We start from the raw sequence: 16,962 nt of genomic DNA on the forward strand, positions 1-16,962 counted from the left end.
AAGACCGAACGCGAAACACACCTGAAGGATGAGGAACGAGATGTCCACTGAGCGCATGCCGAACCCCGCCGCACTGGTCCCCGCCGCGATGCAGGGCCTGATGGGCGTCATCAAGGCCGTCAACAACGGCGGCCTCGACCCCAAGCTGCTGGGCCTGACCCACCTGCGCGCCAGCCAGATCAACAACTGCGCGCCGTGTGTGTCCAGCGGCGCCAAGCAGTCCCGCCAGCACGGCGCCACCGACGACCAGGTCGACGCCGTGGCCGCCTGGCGCGAGACGCCCTACTTCAGCGACGCCGAGCGCTCCGCGCTGGCCCTCACCGAGGCCGTCACCCGCATGGCCGACCAGCCCGACGCCGTCCCCGACACCGTGTGGGACACCGCCGCCAAGCACTTCGACCAGGAGGAGCTGGCCGTCCTGCTGCTCAACATCGCCGTCACCAACCTCTTCAACCGGCTGAACGCGCCCACGCGTCAGCAGGCGGGCGGCAAGTGGTGAGCGTCTACCGCATCCACACCTACACCGTCGAACCCGCAGACCTCGACGAGTTCATCGCCCGCCGGGCCACCCTGATCGCCACGATCCGCGCCGCCCACACCGGGCTGCTCGACGCCAGGCTCCTGCGCAACGAGGACGGCACCTACACCGACACCTGGGAATGGGAGAGCCTGCCGGCGATGGCGGCGGCCTTCCCCCTCGCCGGCGGGCCCGAGGCCGCCGCGGCCATGGCCCTCACCCGCGAGGCCACCGCCCGCAACGCCGAACTCATCGACCGGCGCTAGCGACCCGACCGTGAGGCCGGGGGCATCATGCCCCCGGCCTCAAACATGGGCCGGACGGCCGGAGTATCCCCACCGGGACCTTCGGCACTGTGCCCGAGCCGGGCACCGTCTGAGAGTGAGGAAAACCGTTCCCCACACCGTTGGGAGGCGCACATGCCGCGCCATGCCGCAGCGTCCGTACTCGCCGTCCTCACCGCGCTCGCGGTCATCCTCACCGCCCAGCCCGCCTCGGCCGCCCCGCCCGGCAACGACGAGCCCGCCGGAGCGCTGCCCATCGGTCCACTACCGGCGGTGGCCGTCCAGAACACCACCGAGGCGACCTACGTGCCCTACGGCGGCTGCACGAGCGCCGACGCCGGAGCCAACGTCTGGTACACCCTCACCCTCGCCACCGATGAGCGCGTGGTCGTCGACGCCTCCGGCAGCGACTACAACACCGGCCTCAACCTCTTCGCCGGAACACCCGGCCCAGGCACGTTCCTCGCCTGCCAGGAGCGGTCCCTGCGCTTCGACGCCCAGGCCGGTGTCACCTACTACATCGAGGTCGCCGCCTGCTGCGGCAGCAGCCTCGGCGGGCAGCTGCGCCTGACGGCCGAGGTCGCGCCGGAACCGCCGGTCGTGACGTCCACGGTGAACTCGGTCGGCTACTTCGACCACGCCGGCGGCGCCACCGTCTCCGGCACCGCCTCGTGCGCGTCCACCGTGGAGTTCGCCGCCGTCGAGGTCGTGCTGTCCCAGCGGGTCGGACGCGTGATCATCAGCGGCCAAAACGGCGTCAACATCTACTGCTACCCCGGCGGCGATCCGGTGCCCTGGACGGTGACCGTCACCAGCCACAACGGCCTGTTCCGCGGCGGGAAGGCCACCGCGTCGGTCCAGTCGGTCGGCTGCAACGCCGCCGAGTGCGCCTCGCAGTACAAGGACTGGGCGCTGCAGCTGAAAGGCGGAGGCCCACGTCCGCCGACCGCATCGGGTCCGGCACTACCGAGCAGGCCGGGTTCCGTCTGGTCCTGAAACGGCGGCGGTTGTCAGTTGAGCAGGCCCGTGCGCAGCGCGATCGCCACGGCGTCCGGGGCGTTGCGTGCCCGTAGCGCCCGATACACCTCGGCCGTATGAGACTTCACGGTCGACTCGCCGACGCCCATCTCCGCACCGATCTCCGCTTTCGTCAAACCCTCCGCGAGGAGTTTGAGGACGCGCCGCTGTGCCTCGGTGAGAGCGGCGATCGGGTCGCCGGGACGCGCGCCCGGATGCGCGGCGAGGTCCGCCTGCAACCGCACGGCCTTGGTGATCGCGGCCTTGAGCCGATCGAGGGCGTCGCCGTCGATGCTCAGGCCGCGATAGCCCTCGGCGACGGCGGCGGCCTCGCGCGCCACCCGGTCCCAGTTCCGGGCCAGCAACGGCAGCCGCCTGTCCCCGGCGAGATGATGCTTGCGCGGATCCAGCGCGCTCATCGATCGCCTCCCAGCAGCCGCGCCAGGCGCTCCAGAGCCCGATGCGTCGTCACCTTCACATTGGCCGCCGTGATCCCCAGGACCCGCGCGGTCTCGGCGACCGAGTGGTCATGGACGAACCTGTGCGTCACACACTGCCGCTGACGGTGGGGCAGCGCGGCCAGCGCCGCCACGAGCTCCGGCCGCGACGCCGCCGAGATCGCCGCGTCCTCGGGCGCGTCGAAGAACCGGTCGGGGGCGTCCACGACGTCGGCACCCAGCACCTCACGCGCCGCGGCCCGCTTCCAGTGATCGCGCACGAGATTGCAGGCGATCGTGACCAGCCACGTGGCGATGTCGCGACCCCTCCAGCGCAGCAGTCGGATGTTCTTCCACGCCCGCGCGAAGACCTCCTGGACGAAGTCCTCGGTGAGACCCCGATCGGCCTGGCCGAGCCTGGACAGGATTACCCGCCGCACCACGACATGGTTGTCCCGGTAGATCCCGGCGAAGGCCTCCCGGTCCCCGCCGATCGCCCGCAGGAACGCCTCGGGCGGCCCGGCCTCGGCGACCGGGGGAGCAACCACACCGTGCGGGCGGCGGACGGTCGGCGGCGGTGACGGCCTGCGGGTGATCCGTCGGGTGGGTGTGCGAGTGAGCATGGCGAACCACATTCCTGTGAGAGAAGACGAGGTGGACCGGTGATGCGCTAGATCTCTGGCACGGCAGGGGGAGTGGACCCGGTATCGGGATCCCGGTCATTGATCAGCCGGACCGCCCGCAGCAGCTGACACGGATGCGCGGTTCCACAAAGGACGCAGGCGCCGCCGAACGGCCCGTGGTCGGACTCGGTGCGCCACAGACTCTCGGCGTCGGCCCGCCGCAGCGCGGCGAGAATGTCGACCGTCACGGCCGCCTCCTCGGCTCACGCCCGAGCTGAGCCAGCCGCCACGCCCGCACCACATCGGCACAAGGCCGCGGCGCGTTGTCCCGCCCACACCAGTCACAGCGCGCGTAACCCGACCCCACGGGCGGAACCCCGTCCGCGGCATGCTCGGCCACGACCTCGACCAGATAGACCTCGCCGGCGATCCGCGCGGCCCAACGCATCCGCTCGGGCCGGGTGTGCCTGGTGCGCAGGACGCGAAGCGCCCGCTCGACACGCGCGGAGTACCTCTTGCGGAGTTCTTCCATTTGCGGATCCCACCCCTCATGGACACGCGATCGAAACGGATCGAAATTGCCGGACCCGTCGTGCTGATCAGGTTCCACATTGGTCGCCACAGGGGGTGACTTCAAGAACGCCCTCGGGTATTTTCCAGTCTGAATCACGTCGTCTACCAGGCAAAACAGTCGAGCTATCGTCGTGAAACAACCGGGGTGCGTGAAAGTACCCCTGTTTCATCACGACCCGAAAAGCACCCGGCGACCCGACGCCGGACGACTGCCGAAAAGGAGCAGCAATGCCGAGCCCACTCGTCCGCCACCGCCGCCTCGCCACCGAACTCCGCGCCGAACGAGCCCGGGCACACGTCACCGCCGCCCAGCTCGCCAAGAAGATCCACCAGAGCGTCCCCACCGTCACCCGCCTGGAACGCGCCACCACGCGCCCGGACATGGCGATGGTCATGGACTACCTCGCGGCCTTGAACATCACCGGCGACCGCTGGGAGGAGCTCGTCGAGATGGCCACCCAAGCGCGCGAGCGCGGCTGGTGGGACGACTACCTGCCGGAGATCGGTACACGCCAAGCGATGTACGCCAACCTGGAGTGGGGCGCGAAGACGATCACGGAGTACCAGATCCACGTGATCCCAGGGCTGCTCCAGCTGCGGGAGTACATCACCTTCCGGTGGAGCTGGGACGAACTGACCGTGGCGGACGCCGATGGAGTCCGGAGCCTCCCGCCGAAGATGATCGATGCCCGCCTAGTGCGACAGCGAATGCTCGCCCGCCAGAACGGGCCGCGCTACACGGCGCTGATCGAGGAGGGCGCCATCCGGCGTCTATCGGCACCGCCCGCGGTGATGGCCCGTCAGCTCCGGCACCTCATCCAGTACGTCGACGGCGACCGCATCACCGTGCGGATTCTCCCGCTGGAGGCGGATCTCCGCGACTACTGGCTGCCCAGGTCACCGGCCGTCATCTACACGTACGACAGTGGAGACCCCGACACCCTGGCGATCGACACGGAGATGATCGATCACGTGACCACCGAGGCCGAAGCGGTAAGGCCCTACGCCGAGCTGTTCCGCCGACTCGAATCGGCGTGTCTGGACCCGGTGAAAGCGGCCACCCTGCTGGCTACCATGGCAGATGATCTCGCGACGCGATCGGGGAGTGGTGATTGATGGCGGACTTCCGAGCTTGGCGTAAGGCGACGGCGAGTACCGGCGCGAGCAGCAACTGCGTGGAGGTCTCGGGTTCCCTCGAAGGACTGGTCGCCGTCCGCGACAGCAAGTCTCGGCACACTGGACACTTCGAGGTCAGCACTGCGTGCTGGCGGGGCCTGGTCGCCGACCTGAAGGCCTCACGACTTGAACGGTGACCGCCCTGGCCAGAGGCGCAAGCGTGGTTCTTCAATGATCCAGCCTGTGGGGTGCCGGGACTGAACGACCGCCCAGGTGCGTCGGCTGCACATTCCGGCGCACTTGAGTAGTCCTCCCGGGGTGAGGACGACGTATTCCCTGAGGTTGACGAAGCTGTTGCCTCGGGCGCGAGGATCCCAGTCCTGGGTCCGGTAGACCTCCTGATAGCCCCGATCGTGGCGGCGGTCGCGGCTGGTCATGGGTAAGGCCACGACATGGTCGGCGTGAGTGCGGATGATCAGGCAGGGCCGGTCCTTGTAACCCGTGCTGTTACGGAATCCGACCCGCGCCCACCAGATCTCACCGGGTGCCGGATGGGCGTACCAGGTGAGGTCGGGTGGGTGAGGCAGCAGCACCTGCCGATGAGGGGCGCGGCGGAGCCAGGCCACCGCGACGCTGATGGCTATGGCGCCGAACTGGACCGCCAAACAGATCCAGCTTGTGGGAGCGCTTTCGTCCATTCCTCGATGCTCACGCTGGAGGAGGTGCGGCGCATCATGCAAAGAATGATCGAGATGGTTCGCTCCGCGCCCTGGTTGCTCGGCCCGGTTTGTGCGCCTAGCCGTGTGAGCGGCAACCGCGTGGATGTTGCCGGCGCCCAGGCCTCACGGCTTGAACGGGGACCGGACCGACCGACGCGGCCTGCGGACCACATCCACGACCCAGCCCGTCTTGTGCCTCTCCTGAACCACCGCCCACGTCCGCCGACTGCACACCCCCGCCCGCCGGAGCACGTCCTCGGACGTGAGGTCCACCCGCTCGGTGAGCTTGACGTAGCTGTTGCTCTTGGCCCGCTTGTCCCAGTCCCTGGTCTGGTAGATCTCCTGGTACCTGGCGTCATAGCCGTAGTCGCGGCTGGTGACGGGTAAAGCGACGACGTGGTCGGCGTGGGTTCTGATGATCAGGCAGGGCCGGTCCTTGTAGCCCGTGCCGTCGCGGAAGGCGACCCTGGCCCACCAGATCTCCCCGGGCGCCGGGCGGTCGGCCCACGTCGGATCGGGCGGGTGAGGCAGCAGATGGGAGCGGCGGGAGTTGCCGCTCACCCACAGGACTCCAAGGACCACGGCCGCGAGGGCGAGCACCGCGCCGACGACGCCGGCGGTCTCGCTGAATCTGGAGAACATGGGCTCATGTTCAGGCCAGTCGAGTCGGAGCGCATCATGCATCCGCCAACCTGGCATGGAGCAAAACGTCTCAGCCCCGGGACGGGGCGTGGTGCAACCGACCGGTGCGCATCAGCCGCATCGCAGCGGTGAGTCGCCGACTCATTCGCCAAGCCTGGACAGACCCTGTGTCCACTGTCGCCATCGGCGATGCACAGGGGAGGTGGGGCCAGAACTCACTCGTGATCATGAATGGTCGGACCAGGTGAGCCGGGGTAAAAGGTCGCCGAGCATGGGGCAACTTCCGCTCCTCAAATCAGCTAGCCTCGCCTGGAGAACGTGACCACACGATCCTGTATTCAGGAGGTCTGATGAAGGCACTGAACGCGATCGCCGACCGGATGGTCGGCCTGTTCGTCCCAAAGGCCACCGCGACCGCGGCCGGTTGTGCGAAGTACCAATGCTGGGGCTGCGACCTCTACCGGTGCGGGTTTGACTGGGCGACCGGCACGTGCGGATGTGAACCCTGGGGTGGCGACGGCTGCTGCTAGCCGTCAGCGGCGGCCCTGCGATCCATTAGCCCTCGGCCGCCGACTACAGCGTGGCCTTGTCCGCGTATTCCACCGTGCACTCCCGAAACCCGAGGTGGTCCCGGATCTGCGCCTTGTGGAAGCGGTTAGTTCGCCCAGTCCACTCGTAGAGGCCACGTTCAGCCGGCTCTACTTGCATCTGACGAGCGACGAACTCCACGATCAGGGGCGGCAGATCCCGCGACTTCTGCGGGAAACGACCACGCGACGAATAGAACTTCAGCAGCAGAGCAGGCCCGAGTCGAGTAGCCCCCGTCTTATTGCCAACGAGATGCCGCTCGGCGTCTAGGTGTCTGACGCCGTCGGGGATCTTTGGGGCTATCCGGTTGCGCGCCATGATCGTGGCCTGGGATGCCCTGCCGGTCGAGAAACCCCCTGCGAGGCGGTCGGTCGCCGAGGCGCATGCCGTGGCCATGGACGAGCTCGCTGATGGTGCTCTCGACACCTGCGCGCATCGCGTAGTGCGTCGCCCATGCCCGGGTCTGTTGTTCGGCTCGGGCATGGGCCTGGGGTTCGAACAACGGACGCGGTGGGAAGGTGATCTGGCGGGTGCCGGCCCGAGTGCGGGCGGATTTGATCGGGCACTGGCCACAATCGCGTTTGGAGAACTTCACTCCGGCCAGCGGTGCGATCGAGGGCGGGGTCAGCCACTCGCGGCCGACCTTGCCTTGCGGGCAGATCGCCTCTTGGCGCTGCCAGTCGATCCGGCTCGGGAAGGAACCGTGCGGCGCAGCGCAGCAGTAGGTAGGTGTCGTCGCCGGTGTACTTGGGACGGGTGGGGTTCTTCCTGAACCTGGCCGCGCGCCCATATCGCTGTCCCCATTCCCCGGTGACCAGCGCGATCAGCTCCTGCGGTGCCATGGCGTGCAAGTTCTTCCAGGGCGGCGCGCATGGCCTCGGTGACCAGCTCCAGGCGCGTGAGGTCGCCGACCGCGGCGACGATGTGGGTGGAGTCGCTGCCGTCCGCGGGGTTGACCAGGCCGGCGGCCTTGATGCGTTCCAGCGCGAGGTTGAACTGAGCCACCAGGCGCGCCACTGAGCTGCATGAACACGCTGGGAGGCATGGCAGTCCCCATCGACGTCGCCATGCCTCTCATCTCGGGAAGCGCAAGATCCCCGACAGCGTCGGGCTCTCAGCCACAGCACGCGTCACGCGGTCACCGGGCAGGAGGCTCAAGGCGATGGTGACGTGTGGACCAGCCTCTCGATCGGGTTGAGGCGCGTAGGGCGGCTAAGGACGGCCGCCAGGCAATCCGCGAGGGTCACACCGACCCATGCCGGCAACCGATACCGGCCCAGCGCTGCCACATGATCCATCGTGATCCCAGGCCGAGCCGGTGACCAAGCCCCGGCTTGCAAGGCGGGAAGTCCGCGCGAGGGGGCGGGGAAGACCTCGCGCCGGGCCTGGAGGCGATCGGTGTCCAGGTCTCGCCAGTGGCGCCGACGAGGCGGTGCGGTGCGCCGGGTCTCCAGGGGACGCGTTCGAAAATCTTCAGCGGCCGCGGTAGACATTGGTTTCAGGTCGTGCTACCTTTTCTCTCGTTGGAGAGCAAGAGAGTCCATGCGGGGCAGCAGAGACTAGTTGCCCGGAAGTGTGAACTGGCAGGTCAGGCGGATCGAGGCCGGTAAGTGCAAGGGGCTTCGGACGGTGGCTCTGCCAGCGGTCACGACCGGTGGCCGCGGAAGTGGATTTCCGGAAAGTGTTCGACGAAGTGGCAAGTGTCATGCGGGTTACGGCCGGGCGCGTCGCCAGGTTCGTGGCCGGTGACTAGGGGTGGCGTAATTCCAGGCCGCTCGACAGAAAGCAGAGGTACCGGTTCGGGCGTCGCCCGGGCCAAGGCGGTCAGCGAGCAGGGCCGTGCGAGTTCAGTGATTTCAGGAAAGGAGTTCCAACGCCATCGTCAGATCGCCCGCGCCCGCTGAGATATTCGCCGCGCGGACATCGCGGCACCACCGCTTCGAAGGTGGTCCGCGGTCACGACTACGCGATCGCGCCCGACACCCACGAGGTGCGGCACGCGCACCGGCTGGTATCCGCCGGTGAGATGGCGTTCGAACGATTCCGGGCCCCGGCGCGCTCCGCGCCGGGGCCCCTCACCCGTTTCGGGAAGGTTCTATGGGACAACCAGCACACACCACGCCCCCCGGGGCAAGCACCAGCGACAAACTCGATGACGACGACTACCCCGCCTACACCATGGGCCGGGCCGCAGAACTCGTCGGCGTCACCCAGGCCTTCCTGCGAAGCCTGGACACCGCCAACCTCATCACCCCGCAACGCTCCAGCGGAGGGCATCGCCGCTACTCCCGCTACCAGCTGCGCCTGGCCGAGCGGGCACGCGAGCTCGTCGACCAGGGCACCCCGCTAGAGGCGGCCTGCCGGATCATCATCCTCGAAGACCAGCTCGCCGAAGCCCAGCGCATCAACGCCGAACGCGAGGCCGGCACCGGCTGAGCCCCCAACGGCATCCGCCCGCGGGAGACCGGGCCCCGCCCTTCCACAGGCCACCCGGTCCCCGCAACCGGCACGACAACCGGGCACCGACACCGCCCACGCCCTCGCACATAACAGCGCTCGCCACCGCAGGCACTCCTCAAGCCCCTACCCGATCACGCCCGGCGGGCGGCGAGGCCGCTTGTGCGAGGGTCACCTTCGCCGAGCAGATCGAGGGGCTGACAGTCGCGCGGCAGGCGCAGCGGCCGTTGCGCGATGCACTGACCCGGATCGCGTTGCCGCCGGGCGGCCGGGCCGGTGCCAGGCTCGCCTTCGGCCTGGCGATGAGCGCATCCAGGGACAGCCAGCTGCGCTTGATCCGGGCGCTGCCCGACCCGCAGCATCAAACACCCCGGGCGCTCGGCGTGGACGAGTCCGCACTGCGCAAGGGCCACACGTATGCCACGATCCTGGTCGATGTCACCGCCCGTCGCCCCATCGACGTCCTCCCGGAGCGCTCCACCGACTCCTTCGCCGCCTGGCCGTCCAAGCGACGCGGAGTCCAGGTGATCTGCCGAGACCGCGCCGGATGCTATGCCGAAGGCGCTGTCCGCGGCGCTCCGAAGCCCCTCCAGGTCGCCGACCGGTGGCACTTGTGGAACAACCTCAGCACCGCTGTCGAGAAAGTCGTCCGCCGCGCCCATGCCCGCCTGTGGCCGTGTGACGACCGCGAGATCGTCGACCTGGCCGTCCCCCAACGGACGCCGGGCTGAAGGCGTCCATCGCCGATTCACCGCGGTGCGTCACCTGGCCGATCTGGGGTGGACCATCACCGTGATCAGCACCGAGCTCGGCCTGGATCGCAAGACGGTCCGCAAATACGCCGCCAGCGCCGACGTCAACGAGCTCTTGGAGTCAACCCCAGCCCGCCGCACAGCAGCCTCACCGCCTACCTGCCGATCGGCTATCAAGGGTCGAGCCGCAGCGCCGGCAGATTCCTGCACCCGCTGCGCGGCAGCGAAACGACAGAACCCGAGCCGGCACCGCCGTCGATCCGAGAGTTGACCCGCTGGCTCACCCGCCACCCCAACACCCTCACCCGTCACCAGACTTTCGTCCTGGACGAGGCATGCCGCCGCAACCTGGAACTGGCCCGCACCAAATACGGACCCAGCGTTTTCACATGATCCATCGAAATCCCAGGTCAAGGCGGTGACCATGCCCGGTGATGGCAACTACTGCCTCGCCTGCTCTGCGAAGCGGAGGCCGAACCGCGGCCGTCAGGTCGCCAGAGGCGGGGAGTGCCCTGTAGGCAAGTGCGGGGAGTCCGCGCGAGGTGGCGGCGGGTGTCGTTCTGTTCATGCCCGGCCGACCGTTTAGCCTGGCAGGTGCCTATGCCGGGGCGTGATCCCACACGCCCGGGGCGAACATGTGTGCGGTCATGGGCGGGTGCTGATCCGGAAACACCACTCCCGACCCGGCGCGGCGACCGATGGTCATGTGGCACACCACCGGCGGCGGCCACACCATCACCATAGGCCGAACCGGCTCCGACTCCGGCTGGGACGTCGAACACACCAGCCTGCATGCCCAAACCACGCTCACCTGCACCAGCGAGAGTGCCGCGCGGATACTCGCCGACCGCCTGCGCGCCACCGTCCCCGGGCGCTGCTGGTGGGAACACGAGGCGACCTGATGGGACTCGACCCGCACCACATGGACATGCGGGAACCACCACGCCCGCGTAGCCGACCTGCCCACCATGGTCGCGACATCCCCGCCGACGCAACCGCCGATGATGACCCTCGGTGTGCGGGCCTGGGACCTCGACCTCACCACTCCCCGGCCCGCAAGGCTCCTGGCCTGGTACCGCGACCGCGTCACCGGCACACACACATCGGCCTGGTGGAATGCCCCATCAGCACCGGCAACGGCCTCCACCTGATACGCCACCACCTCCTGGTTCCCGAACACCACCTGAAACCCAGCACGAACCGAGATAAGGTCAACCGTTCAACCGTTCAACCGTGTGCGTGGTGCTGGTCAACCGACGACCCCACAGTGGGCGTGAGGCCACACAGGCCTGCTGTCGCGGTTACGGCAACCCAGGGGCTGGGGGCGGCCGGGCACGCGTTATCAGTAGTCACTTTCGTGGCTGGAGCGGGTGTGTCGGGGCAAGTGGGGCCGTGATCGGCCGCCTGTTGGCGTCCTCGAACCGTGTGGGCACCGCGAGGACATCGGTGGAAATGCCGTTGTCGGCCTTACGTAGATGAGTGGTGGCGGACCTGGTCGCCGCCGGGTACGGGCGCTCCGGCACCTGCTAGAGCCAGGCTCTTACTGTCCTGGAGCACCAAGCCAGGCAAGGAACTCCTCAAGCCTGGCGATGCTCCAGCCGTCACCGGTCTCGGCAAATGCCCTCAGCGCCTCCGCCCAGCACTGCCGAGCCTCCCCATCACGCCCCACCGCCCGCAGCGCGAGCCCGAGGTTGTTCAGCGCCTGGCCTTCGCGGTGGCGGTCGCCGAGGTCCTGATAGATCTCTACGGCCTGCTGGTAGGAGGTGATGGCCTCGTCGAAGCGCCGCACCTCCCGCAGCGCGAGCCCGAGGTTGTTCAGCGCTATCCCCTCGCCGTGGCGGTCGCCGAGTTCTCGGCAGATCGCCAGACCACCTTCGTGGGAGGTGATGGCCTCGTCGAAGCGCCGCACCGCCCGCAGTGCGAGCCCGAGGTTGTTCAGCGCCTGGCCTTCGCGGTGGCGGTCGCCGAGGTCCTGATAGTTCTCTACGGCCTGCTGGTAGGAGGTGATGGCCTCGTCGAAGCGCCGCACCGCCCGCAGCGCGTTCCCGAGGTTGTTCAGCGCCGTCCCTTCGCCGTGGCGGTCGCCGAGGTCCTGATAGATCTCTGCGGCGTGCTGGTGGGAGGTGATGGCCTCGTTGAAGCGCCGTACCGCTTGCAGCGCAGCCCCGAGGTTGTTCAGCGCCTGGCCTTCGCCGTGGCGGTCGCCGAGCTCTCGGCAGATCGCCAGACCAGCTTCGTGGGAGGTGATGGCCTCGTTGAAGCGCCGTACCACTTGCAGCGCAGCCCCGAGGTTGTTCAGCGCCATCCCCTCGCCGTGGCGGTCGCCGAGCTCTCGGCAGATCGCCAGACCACCTTCGTGGGAGCTGATGGCCTCGTCGAAGCGCCGCACTTCCCGCAGTGCCAGCCCGAGGTTGTTCAGCGCCGCCCCTTCGCCGTGGCGGTCGCCGAGGTCCTGATAGATCTCTACGGCATGCTGGTAGGAGGTGATGGCCTCGTCGAAGCGCCGCACTTCCCGCAGCGCGAGCCCGAGGTTGTTCAGCGCCTGGCCTTCGCCGTCGCGGTCGCCGAGGTCCTGATAGATCTCTACGGCCTGCTGGTGGGAGGTGATGGCCTCGTCGAAGCGCCGCACTTCCCGCAGCGCGAGCCCGAGGTTGTTGAGCGCCGTCCCTTCGCTGTGGTGATCGCCGAGTTCTCGGCGGATCGCCAGACCAGCTTCGTGGGAGGTGATGGCTTCGTCGAAGCGCCGTACCTCCTGCAGCGCGAGCCCGAGGTTGCTCAACGCCGCCCCTTGACCGCGGCGGTTGCCGAGTGCGTGGGTGGCGGCCAGGGCGTGTCGGGTGAGGGTGATGGCGTCGTTGAAGCGGCGCCGGTGGTGCAGGTACCGGGTGAGGGCGAAGGTGAATGCTGTGGTGGTGTGGTGGTCGCCGTTGTCGGCTGCGTGCTGGGTGGCGGCGGTGAGGTTTGCGGCTTCGGCGTCCAGCCAGGCCAGGGCATGGTTCCGGTCGCGGAAAGTGTCGGGCCGTTGATGTGGGGTCAGGATGGCCATGTGGGTGTCGGCAGTCTTGGTGGTGGTCAGGTAGTGGTCGAGGAGCCGCTGGTGTGCGGTGGCGGCCTCGCCGGGGTCTGCCGGGTCCGGGGCTTGCACGCCGGCGTGCAAGCGCAACAGGTCGTGCAGGCGCCAGCGCCCGAGGGCGGGTTCCTCAACCAGGTGCGCGCGGTGCAGGTCGGCCAGCAGCGCCTCGGCCTGGGCTTCGGGTATCCCGGCGAGGTGGGCTGCGGCGGTGGTGGCGATGGTGGGGCCGGGATTGGCCGGCAGCAGCCGGAACATGCGCGCCTGGGCTGGGGGCAGGCGCTGGTAGGACAGGTCGAAGGCGGCGCGGACGGCGACGTCACCGCTGGTCTCGCGGCGGACCAGCTGATCCAGGCGGCCGTGTTCATCGCGCAGCCTCGCCGCGAGCGCTGCGGGAGTCAGGTGGGGGCGGTCGGCCAGGAGGGCGGCGATGATCCGCAATGCCAGCGGCAGTCCCGCACACAACCCCGCCAACTCCACGAACCCACCACGATGGGCCGCATCATGCAGGCGGGCATCACCAGGCCCGCAGCGCAGCGCGATCAGCTCGGTGATCAGCGTGATCGCCGGTTCGGTGTCCAGGACGTCCAGGCGGTGGACGTGCGCGTCCAGGTCCAGGACGTGGCGGGAGGTCACCAGCACCGGAATCGATTCCTCGCCCGGCAGCAGCGGGGTGACCTGGCCGGTGTCGGCGGCGTTGTCGACGACCACCAGGATCGGTTTGTCCCCGGCCGCGTGCGCTGCGATGATCGTGCGCCACAACCGGGCCCGATCGTCCTGCGATGCCGGGATGTGCTCACCGGGCACCCCCAGCGCCCCCAGCCACCCGCCCAGGGCATCGGCGGGTGACCTACGCCGTTCGGGGTCGTAGCCGGCCAGATCGACGAACAGCACCCCGCCGCCGAACCAGCCCTGCCTCAGCGCGTGGTGGGCGGCCTGGACCACCAGCTCGGTCTTACCGACCCCGGCCATCCCGGCCACCGCCGAGACCAGCAGCCTCCCACCCGGCCCGTTCGGGGCGAGCATTCCCAGCAGCGCATCCAGGTCGCTGCTGCGGCCGGTGAACACTCCCGCCGCCCGCGGCAGACCCCCCAGCGCCGTGGGCACCTTCGCCGGAAGCGTCACATGAACGGTCTGCCCCTGGACCACCGCGCCGATCACGATGCTGCCGGAGACGGTGTTCACCACCTGCCACCCACCCGCACCGGCCGCGCCGGTCACGACCACCGCCCGTCCACCGAGCCATCACCGGCCGGGGGCAGCGGCCCGCGCACCACCTCGCCCTGGATCTGCAGCCCCTCCACATCGGTGTCCTCCACCCGGTTGGACACCCCACCCGGGGCAACCTGGCCCCCCGCAGGCGCGATGTTCCCGGACAGATCCACCACACGAGCCTGGACCAGGGACCCGGCCCGGCCACCCTTCACCTCATTGACCACACCAGACCCCGGCACCCGCACCGGCACGGGTGCGACGGGGGCCTTCACCGCCCGCCTGGCCCACACCACACCCCAGGCCGCGATCGCAACCCCGGCCAGATTCAGAAACACCCCCACGACACTGGCCCACCGATCGGCGTCCTCCAAACCCGCCCGAACCAGCAGCCACACCCCCGCACCAACCGCCACCACACCAACCGACAACCCCACGACCAGCGGCCACCACGACCGCACCCCCGACCTCGTCATCCCACCATTGTGGACACCACGCCCCATGAACGGAATCCCTGCAACCGCGCCATTGTGCCGGTGCCCGCCCGACTGGCTCCCAGCCAATTGCGAGATCACCGCCCACGGTGGGACAGCTCATAGTGCCCGCGATGCCTCGACACCGACGGATGCCGGGCCTTCCACGCGGCTAGGAACGGCCCGATCACCGCCCACTGCTCATCGGTCAGATCACTCGGATACGCAGGCCGTCCACTCACGACAGTCCTAACGACCCACAACCGTGCCGGGCACCGTAAATGACCGGAACCTTACTCTGCCTCACCCCGAAACAAACCATAAACCGGGGCAACAAATCACATAACGCCCTCTTAGAAGTCGGCCGTGTCCTCCTGCCATGCGATAACGGTGGGGAGTTCGTGGGTTTCGAAGAACTCCGCCAAGGCCGCCCGCACGTCATCAAGTGGCACCTCGGCATCTTGGGGGTAGTCGTAGATCGCCCCGGCCGCCGCCAGACCCTTCGGTGGTGTGGTGCCTTTGGTGAACCATGTCCCGTTGGCGCCGAACCGCAAGGCACCGACGGAGCGGCCGGCATCCACAGCGACCTGGAGTTCATGGTCGACGCCACCGGCGGGGAGGGTAGGTCGAGCGCGGTGGTACAGCCTGGCGGGCGTGCCGTTTGACGTGGCTATGAGCGCGTCAAGTGCTTCATTCATGCCCTCGACGCTGCTCACGCGGCGGGGACCTTCATCACCTGGCACGAAGAAGTCAACGTAGTCGCCGAGACCGGGTTCAGTGTTCATCGGGTTCCCCCACATACGTCTTGGACTGGTCACGTCCCTGGTCGTCGCACCAGCACACCGTCAGCTCCGAATCCTGGTCGAGCCATATGGGTAAGAGTGCGTCGCATGAGAGCTCACCCTGACACGGCCCCTTGGGGTTGTTGATCGTGACCAGCGAACGCTTCACGCCATCTTTGCGCATCTGCAAGGCCCACTTGAGTTCGACATCTCCGGCCGCGGTGAGTTTGCCTTTCGGTGGGATCTTCCCCAAGCGCCTAGCGAGTTTCACGCCCTCGACGTATCGCGGGTCGTACTCGCGGGTTTTGGGGTCAAGCTCGCCGCTGATGATCGGTTCAACCTTGCCGCCGTTGCTGAGTGCCCGCCCGTGGGTTTTGTTGTCGGTGCCGGGAAATGTCGGCATGTCTCGCAGATGTGCTGCGGGATCGAACCTGCTGCCTGCTGAACTCGCCGAGTTCGTTGGTGTCGAGCCGGCGCCGGAGATGTCGCCCTTGACGACCTCGATGTACTCGCCGATCACATCGATGGCGCCTCGTGCGTCGGCGTCGGCTTCACGGATCCGCTCGGCGGCCTCCCCGACCTCACCGAGGGCGGCGGTCGCTTTGGGGTTCACCGACTCGCCGAACGCTAAGGCGAGCTGACCGTACATGTCTCCGTACTTGTCGGCTGCCCGTCTCGCTATCGCTCGCGACTCCCTGATCAACTCCTGCACGGCTCCTAGCGCCTTGATGACATCACCGGACGACCACACCCCGCGTCTCCCCTCCACCGACAGCCGGAGGTGACGGTATCGCCACCTCTGGTTGAAAAGCGAGAGCCGCAGTCACCACGAGTACTGGGGCCCGGAAGGCTGATGGCGCCGGCCCAGGGATGCGCCTGGCCGCATGTTGGCCAGACGGAGCCAAGACCTACGGCGGGCCATGCCGGTGGTGCAGGCCGAGCAGTGATCCCACCGCCACTCAAAGGGCGCGGGCGATGACGAGCAGCTCACCGTCACTGTGGCCGACCGGCTCTCGTTCCCAGCCGCCGAAGATGTCCTCGACGCCGAATCCTGCGGTGTGCAGGGCTTCCCGGACCTCTTTCTCCGTGTGGAATCGCAGGGTCGCGGTGCTCTCCAGCTCCGGCCCGTCGGGGAAGACGTAGTGGTGGGTGAAGGTGACCGCGCTATCGGCGACGGCGGTGACTTCGGTCCAGGCGGTGATGACTGTGCCGTCGGGGAGCGTGATCGTGCGGCGGGAGTCGACGGGGTTCCACTTCTCCCAGCGCCGCGCGGCGGGATCGCGAGTGTCGAAGACCAGGCGTCCGCCCGACACCAGGGCACGCCGCAGGTCGGTGAGTGCCTGGGCGAGCTCGTCGTCGGTGACGAAGAACTGCGCGACGTGGCTGGTCATGACCGTCACGTCGAAGGCGGCTTCGGGTAGGTCGCGTGAGGTGCCCTCCAGCCACGTCACCCGGTCGGCGCCGGGCTTGGCGCGGGCGGCCACCAAGGAGGCGCGAGCGGGGTCGACGCCGGTGACGGTGTGACCGGCCGCGGACAGGCCCAGGGCGAGGCGTCCGGTGCCGCATCCGAGGTCGAGGACCCGCGCCTGCGGAGTCTGTGAGACTTCGGCGAGGAAGAAGTCGTCCTCGCGTGTCCATGGGCACTCGGCGTCGTAGACGGTCACCAGCAGAGGGTCGCGGAACTCGGCGTGCAGCACCAG

Annotated in this window: 21 protein-coding genes and 1 pseudogene; 10 read left to right on the top strand and 12 right to left on the bottom strand. The window is 68.4% G+C overall.

The window, feature by feature from the left end; genetic code table 11:
* Window positions 1-40: 40 nt before the first annotated feature.
* The 3 genes from QSK10_RS15510 to QSK10_RS15520 all read left to right on the top strand — a co-directional run bounded on the left by QSK10_RS15510 (window position 41) and on the right by QSK10_RS15520 (window position 1,797).
* On the top strand, window positions 41-499 hold the full coding sequence (locus tag QSK10_RS15510; RefSeq protein ID WP_285663515.1) for a carboxymuconolactone decarboxylase family protein: 459 nt from the start codon (window positions 41-43) through the stop codon (window positions 497-499).
* The gene (locus QSK10_RS15515) at window positions 496-783 is read left to right on the top strand and encodes an antibiotic biosynthesis monooxygenase (RefSeq protein ID WP_285663516.1); all 288 of its coding nucleotides are present in this window, start codon (window positions 496-498) and stop codon (window positions 781-783) included. Before QSK10_RS15510 ends, QSK10_RS15515 begins: the two co-directional genes overlap by 4 nt.
* A gap of 153 nt (window positions 784-936) precedes the next feature.
* Window positions 937-1,797: a hypothetical protein gene (locus QSK10_RS15520; protein WP_285663517.1), complete on the top strand. Its 861-nt coding sequence runs from the start codon at window positions 937-939 to the stop codon at window positions 1,795-1,797.
* A gap of 14 nt (window positions 1,798-1,811) precedes the next feature.
* Here QSK10_RS15520 and QSK10_RS15525 read toward each other — a convergent pair whose 3' ends face one another.
* The 3 genes from QSK10_RS15525 to QSK10_RS15535 are packed head-to-tail and all read right to left on the bottom strand — an operon-like array spanning window position 1,812 to window position 3,126.
* On the bottom strand, window positions 1,812-2,237 hold the full coding sequence (locus QSK10_RS15525; protein ID WP_285663518.1) for a helix-turn-helix transcriptional regulator: 426 nt from the start codon (window positions 2,235-2,237) through the stop codon (window positions 1,812-1,814).
* Window positions 2,234-2,878 carry an RNA polymerase sigma factor gene (locus QSK10_RS15530; RefSeq protein WP_285663519.1) on the bottom strand — a complete coding sequence of 215 codons (645 nt, stop codon included), beginning with the start codon at window positions 2,876-2,878 and terminating at the stop codon, window positions 2,234-2,236. Before QSK10_RS15530 ends, QSK10_RS15525 begins: the two co-directional genes overlap by 4 nt.
* Window positions 2,879-2,925: 47 nt before the next feature.
* Window positions 2,926-3,126: a hypothetical protein gene (locus QSK10_RS15535; RefSeq protein WP_285663520.1), complete on the bottom strand. Its 201-nt coding sequence runs from the start codon at window positions 3,124-3,126 to the stop codon at window positions 2,926-2,928.
* A 553-nt stretch (window positions 3,127-3,679) separates the two neighbouring features.
* On the opposite strand from QSK10_RS15535, the gene QSK10_RS15540 reads away from it, so the two are divergent.
* Both QSK10_RS15540 and QSK10_RS15545 read left to right on the top strand, forming a co-directional pair.
* The gene (locus QSK10_RS15540; protein WP_285663521.1) at window positions 3,680-4,567 is read left to right on the top strand and encodes a helix-turn-helix domain-containing protein; all 888 of its coding nucleotides are present in this window, start codon (window positions 3,680-3,682) and stop codon (window positions 4,565-4,567) included.
* Complete coding sequence (locus QSK10_RS15545) at window positions 4,567-4,764, top strand: DUF397 domain-containing protein (protein ID WP_285663522.1); 198 nt, start codon at window positions 4,567-4,569, stop codon at window positions 4,762-4,764. Before QSK10_RS15540 ends, QSK10_RS15545 begins: the two co-directional genes overlap by 1 nt.
* Here the strand turns inward: QSK10_RS15545 and QSK10_RS15550 are convergent.
* Together QSK10_RS15550 and QSK10_RS15555 are read right to left on the bottom strand one after the other, a co-directional pair.
* The gene (locus tag QSK10_RS15550) at window positions 4,747-5,265 is read right to left on the bottom strand and encodes a type II toxin-antitoxin system PemK/MazF family toxin (protein WP_285663523.1); all 519 of its coding nucleotides are present in this window, start codon (window positions 5,263-5,265) and stop codon (window positions 4,747-4,749) included. The two genes, QSK10_RS15545 and QSK10_RS15550, sit on opposite strands and share 18 nt — an antisense overlap.
* Before the next feature lie 144 nt (window positions 5,266-5,409).
* Entirely contained in the window at window positions 5,410-5,928 is a 519-nt protein-coding gene (locus QSK10_RS15555) for a type II toxin-antitoxin system PemK/MazF family toxin (RefSeq protein ID WP_285663524.1), read from the bottom strand.
* A gap of 350 nt (window positions 5,929-6,278) precedes the next feature.
* Between QSK10_RS15555 and QSK10_RS15560 the strand changes: the two genes are divergently transcribed.
* On the top strand, window positions 6,279-6,458 hold the full coding sequence (locus QSK10_RS15560) for a hypothetical protein (RefSeq protein WP_285663525.1): 180 nt from the start codon (window positions 6,279-6,281) through the stop codon (window positions 6,456-6,458).
* Window positions 6,459-6,501: 43 nt separating this feature from the next.
* Here the strand turns inward: QSK10_RS15560 and QSK10_RS15565 are convergent, their stop codons facing one another.
* Window positions 6,502-6,912: a DUF4158 domain-containing protein gene (locus QSK10_RS15565; protein WP_285663527.1), complete on the bottom strand. Its 411-nt coding sequence runs from the start codon at window positions 6,910-6,912 to the stop codon at window positions 6,502-6,504.
* 43 nt (window positions 6,913-6,955) lie between these two features.
* Window positions 6,956-7,306: pseudogene (locus tag QSK10_RS34285) on the bottom strand (hypothetical protein); the annotation flags it as partial.
* 20 nt (window positions 7,307-7,326) lie between these two features.
* On the opposite strand from QSK10_RS34285, the gene QSK10_RS15570 reads away from it, so the two are divergent.
* From QSK10_RS15570 to QSK10_RS15585, 4 genes are all read left to right on the top strand, one after another.
* Entirely contained in the window at window positions 7,327-7,536 is a 210-nt protein-coding gene (locus QSK10_RS15570) for a hypothetical protein (RefSeq protein ID WP_285663528.1), read from the top strand.
* A 1,077-nt stretch (window positions 7,537-8,613) separates the two neighbouring features.
* Window positions 8,614-8,952, top strand: coding sequence for a MerR family transcriptional regulator (locus QSK10_RS15575; protein WP_285663529.1), 339 nt, complete (start codon window positions 8,614-8,616; stop codon window positions 8,950-8,952).
* 248 nt (window positions 8,953-9,200) lie between these two features.
* A complete protein-coding gene (locus tag QSK10_RS15580) occupies window positions 9,201-9,704 on the top strand; it encodes a transposase (protein WP_285663530.1) in 504 nt (167 codons plus the stop codon).
* Window positions 9,705-10,429: 725 nt separating this feature from the next.
* The gene (locus QSK10_RS15585) at window positions 10,430-10,627 is read left to right on the top strand and encodes a hypothetical protein (protein WP_285663531.1); all 198 of its coding nucleotides are present in this window, start codon (window positions 10,430-10,432) and stop codon (window positions 10,625-10,627) included.
* A gap of 638 nt (window positions 10,628-11,265) precedes the next feature.
* On the opposite strand, the gene QSK10_RS15590 is transcribed toward QSK10_RS15585, so the two are convergent.
* The 5 genes from QSK10_RS15590 to QSK10_RS15610 form a co-directional block, all read right to left on the bottom strand.
* Window positions 11,266-13,980, bottom strand: coding sequence for a tetratricopeptide repeat protein (locus QSK10_RS15590; protein ID WP_285663532.1), 2,715 nt, complete (start codon window positions 13,978-13,980; stop codon window positions 11,266-11,268).
* A gap of 32 nt (window positions 13,981-14,012) precedes the next feature.
* Window positions 14,013-14,405 (bottom strand): hypothetical protein, encoded by a 393-nt coding sequence (locus tag QSK10_RS15595; RefSeq protein ID WP_285663533.1) that lies wholly within the window; start codon window positions 14,403-14,405, stop codon window positions 14,013-14,015.
* A gap of 428 nt (window positions 14,406-14,833) precedes the next feature.
* A complete protein-coding gene (locus tag QSK10_RS15600) occupies window positions 14,834-15,265 on the bottom strand; it encodes an Imm1 family immunity protein (protein WP_285663534.1) in 432 nt (143 codons plus the stop codon).
* Window positions 15,255-15,911, bottom strand: coding sequence for a DddA-like double-stranded DNA deaminase toxin (locus tag QSK10_RS15605; RefSeq protein ID WP_285663535.1), 657 nt, complete (start codon window positions 15,909-15,911; stop codon window positions 15,255-15,257). Before QSK10_RS15605 ends, QSK10_RS15600 begins: the two co-directional genes overlap by 11 nt.
* A 310-nt stretch (window positions 15,912-16,221) precedes the next feature.
* Window positions 16,222-16,959, bottom strand: coding sequence for a class I SAM-dependent methyltransferase (locus QSK10_RS15610; protein WP_285663536.1), 738 nt, complete (start codon window positions 16,957-16,959; stop codon window positions 16,222-16,224).
* Window positions 16,960-16,962: the final 3 nt, after the last annotated feature.

Source organism: Actinorhabdospora filicis (assembly GCF_030269765.1).
Classification (GTDB): domain Bacteria; phylum Actinomycetota; class Actinomycetes; order Mycobacteriales; family Micromonosporaceae; genus Actinorhabdospora; species Actinorhabdospora filicis.

Bases quoted from the DNA above. Each gene is read 5' to 3' on its own strand.
- QSK10_RS15575 (WP_285663529.1), top strand. From the start codon at position 8,614: ATGGGACAACCAGCACACACCACGCCCCCCGGGGCAAGCACCAGCGAC.
- QSK10_RS15555 (WP_285663524.1), bottom strand. From the start codon at position 5,928: ATGTTCTCCAGATTCAGCGAGACCGCCGGCGTCGTCGGCGCGGTGCTC.
- QSK10_RS15520 (WP_285663517.1), top strand. From the start codon at position 937: ATGCCGCGCCATGCCGCAGCGTCCGTACTCGCCGTCCTCACCGCGCTC.
- QSK10_RS15585 (WP_285663531.1), top strand. From the start codon at position 10,430: ATGTGGCACACCACCGGCGGCGGCCACACCATCACCATAGGCCGAACC.
- QSK10_RS15600 (WP_285663534.1), bottom strand. From the start codon at position 15,265: ATGAACACTGAACCCGGTCTCGGCGACTACGTTGACTTCTTCGTGCCA.
- QSK10_RS15565 (WP_285663527.1), bottom strand. From the start codon at position 6,912: ATGGCCACGGCATGCGCCTCGGCGACCGACCGCCTCGCAGGGGGTTTC.
- QSK10_RS15510 (WP_285663515.1), top strand. From the start codon at position 41: ATGTCCACTGAGCGCATGCCGAACCCCGCCGCACTGGTCCCCGCCGCG.
- QSK10_RS15605 (WP_285663535.1), bottom strand. From the start codon at position 15,911: ATGTACGGTCAGCTCGCCTTAGCGTTCGGCGAGTCGGTGAACCCCAAA.
- QSK10_RS15550 (WP_285663523.1), bottom strand. From the start codon at position 5,265: ATGGACGAAAGCGCTCCCACAAGCTGGATCTGTTTGGCGGTCCAGTTC.
- QSK10_RS15540 (WP_285663521.1), top strand. From the start codon at position 3,680: ATGCCGAGCCCACTCGTCCGCCACCGCCGCCTCGCCACCGAACTCCGC.
- QSK10_RS15545 (WP_285663522.1), top strand. From the start codon at position 4,567: ATGGCGGACTTCCGAGCTTGGCGTAAGGCGACGGCGAGTACCGGCGCG.
- QSK10_RS15560 (WP_285663525.1), top strand. From the start codon at position 6,279: ATGAAGGCACTGAACGCGATCGCCGACCGGATGGTCGGCCTGTTCGTC.
- QSK10_RS15530 (WP_285663519.1), bottom strand. From the start codon at position 2,878: ATGCTCACTCGCACACCCACCCGACGGATCACCCGCAGGCCGTCACCG.
- QSK10_RS15525 (WP_285663518.1), bottom strand. From the start codon at position 2,237: ATGAGCGCGCTGGATCCGCGCAAGCATCATCTCGCCGGGGACAGGCGG.